This is a genomic window from Candidatus Woesearchaeota archaeon, from assembly GCA_026394965.1.
Taxonomy (GTDB): domain Archaea; phylum Nanobdellota; class Nanobdellia; order Woesearchaeales; family 0-14-0-80-44-23; genus JAPLZQ01.
The window spans coordinates 1-2,818 of record JAPLZQ010000119.1 but is presented as its reverse complement, the minus strand read 5'-3'; the positions used below and the strand labels follow the sequence as shown (position 1 = coordinate 2,818).

At 37.8% G+C, this 2,818-nt stretch carries 3 protein-coding genes; all 3 read left to right on the top strand.

Translation table 11 applies throughout. The features are described 5' to 3' along the window. A partial coding sequence (locus tag NTV63_05585; GenBank protein ID MCX6710388.1) for a hypothetical protein occupies window positions 1–640 on the top strand: 640 nt, incomplete at its 5' end. Between the two features lie 183 nt (window positions 641–823). After that, entirely contained in the window at window positions 824–1,627 is an 804-nt protein-coding gene (locus NTV63_05580; GenBank protein ID MCX6710387.1) for an ABC transporter permease, read from the top strand. Window positions 1,628–1,632: 5 nt separating this feature from the next. Further along, the coding region (locus NTV63_05575; protein MCX6710386.1) for an ABC transporter ATP-binding protein at window positions 1,633–2,818 on the top strand (1,186 nt) is incomplete at its 3' end.

Here is a 2,818-nt window from a genome sequence, read left to right as displayed (position 1 = left end):
TAAGGGATGCATTGAAAAATTAGTTCAGGGAATAAATGGATTTGACATCGCATTCCCGAAAGTGATTTTTGAGAATGGAAAAACAATGTATCCTGAAAATGAAAAGGAGATGAATTATCCTGGAATAAGCGCGTGCTTTTTGATAAGAAAGGATTCGCTGAAAAAGCTTGATTCCTCCTTTGATGAGAATTACGGGACATACTGCGAGGATTCTGACTTTTTCATAAGGTGCGGGATTTTCGGGCTGAAAGCAAGGTATGCAAAAGGCGCAGTTGCAGTCCACGCGCTAAAGGAAATGAAAGACGCTGAAAGAAGGTATTTTCTTGAAAACAGGAATCTTGTATACGGAATGATTAAATTAAGATGTGTTTTAAAAAGAGCAGAAGTTCCAAATCCTTTCAATTTAAGAGCGCTTTTTAAGAATTTCACATGCGGCATCTTCAACTTCCGCTGGTTTGATTTCAGCCATTATGAAAGGGGCAGAAGCGCAGGATTCAGGATTAAGCTTCTCTTGTCAAAGCATGAGAGAATAACAAAGAAGAATTCATCAATCCTCTTTTTCATATTCTTTTTGGCTGTTTTAAGCGGGTTTTTCATGGAAATTAAGGCGCTCTGCTCTGGAAAGGGATTGCATGCTTAATAGAATTCATAAACTTCATAAAATTCCTAAAATATTCTTTTATACACTAACTTATGACGACATTTAGTGAGAAGATTTATAAATAATCGATATCTTTAAAATAAACGGGAAAAGATGGGATTTAAAGGGTATCTATCACTTATTATAATGCTATAATCCGGATAATATTTCAGGAGAATAAAAATGGCTGGGAATTCAGAAAGGAAGAAAAAGCAGTTGAAAAAATCTGAATATCTTAATCATCTTAACATAATAAGGGAATTCGCAATTGAGGACTTCAAGATCAAGTATAAAAATTCAATAATCGGCTATTTCTGGTCGCTTTTGAATCCCCTTCTAATGCTTGTCACTTTGTATATCGTGTTTTCCCTGATAATGAAGCTTGAGGTTCCACACTACCAGCTCTTTCTCCTTCTCGGGATAATACTCTGGAATTTCATCTCAGAAACAACAGCAAACAGCATGGACTCAATAATATCGAAGGGCGGGCTGATAAAAAAAATCAATTTTCCCGCTTATACAATAATAATCAGCTCATGCATTGCATCAGTGATAACGCTTGTCCTGAATCTGCTTGTTTTTTTCATATTCATGGCAGTATTCAAAGTGAGAATAGGCAGCGCAGCCCTCTTTTTCCCGCTCTATCTTGCAGAGCTTGTAATACTTGTAACCGGGCTTTCCTTCATGCTTTCCGGGCTTTACATAAGGATAAGGGACTTAAAATACATCTGGAGCTTCCTCCTGTTGATAGGATTCTGGATAACCCCGATTGTCTATCCTGAAACAAGAATACCTGATGAATTCAGGAAGTGGTACATGCTTAACCCAATGGCAAGGATAATAAACGGCTCAAGGGATGCGCTGATATACAATTTCATTCCTGAGGCAAAGCAGGTCATAATAACCTCAATAATATGCCTGCTTGTGTTCCTGATAGGGCTAAGAATTTTCAGGAACATGGCTCCAAAGCTTGCTGAGGAAGTTTAAAAAACATGAAAAATAACGAGATTATAAGGATAGAGAACCTGAGCAAAAACTTCACGCTTTACCATGAGAAGAAAACATCTGCAGTTGATTACCTAATCTCATTTTTTTCACATAATGACAGGATGCGCAAGTATGAAACCATATGCGTCCTTAAAAATATAAACCTTTCAATAAAACGCGGAGAATGCTTGGGAATTATTGGAAGGAACGGCTCTGGAAAGACAACCCTTCTCAGAACAATAGCGGGGATAATCCACCCTTCTGAAGGAAATGTTAAAGTAAAGGGCAGCATCCTTCCTTTTATAGAGCTCGGAGTTGGATTCAATCCTGAACTGACAGGAAAAGAAAACATCTACCTTTACGGTTCCCTCCTTGGGCTTTCAAGGGAAGAGATTGAAGAGAAAATTGAAGGGATAATAGAATTTTCCGGGCTCCAGAACTTCATTGACACAAAGCTGAAAAACTATTCATCAGGAATGCATGCGCGGCTTTCCTTCAGCACAGCTCTCATGAACGAGCCGGACATAATACTTGTTGACGAAGTTCTTGCAGTTGGAGACAACTCCTTTCAGAAAAGATGCCTGCTGAAAATGATTGAATTCAAGAAAGAGGGAAAAACAATAGTTTTTGTCTCGCACAGCCTTGAGCAGGTAAAAGAAATATGCGACAGAGCCGTGCTTCTGGACAAAGGCAGCATTTTAATGTATGGAAAGGCGTCAGATATTATTAATGCTTATATAAAAAATATTTTTGAAGAGGATAAGGCAGAGCTTGAAAGAAGGATAAAGGATGAAAAAGCCATTCTTAAGGATTATATTAAAAGGAGATATGCGCTCGCTGTTATAATAAAAAAGAATCTTCCTGGATTAAGACCAGAAAAGCTGAAAAGCGAGTATGAAAGGATGATAAGTGAAATTAAGCAGATTAAATCCCTTATCCAAGAATTATATGAAGAGCTGAAAAGCTTTGAAAGCAAAGTGGAAGAGCCAGAGAAAAAGATAATGCGCAAGATTATAAAAAAGGAGGAGAAAAAATCTGTTAAGGCAAAGGAAAATGCGCCCAAGAAGGAAATACCGATGGCGCATAACCGGGAAAATAAAAAACTGAATGCACCGCATACGGGCGGTGGCTTTGAGGATATGCTCTCAAAAGCCACTGATGTTAATGATAAGATAAGAATAATTAAGGATT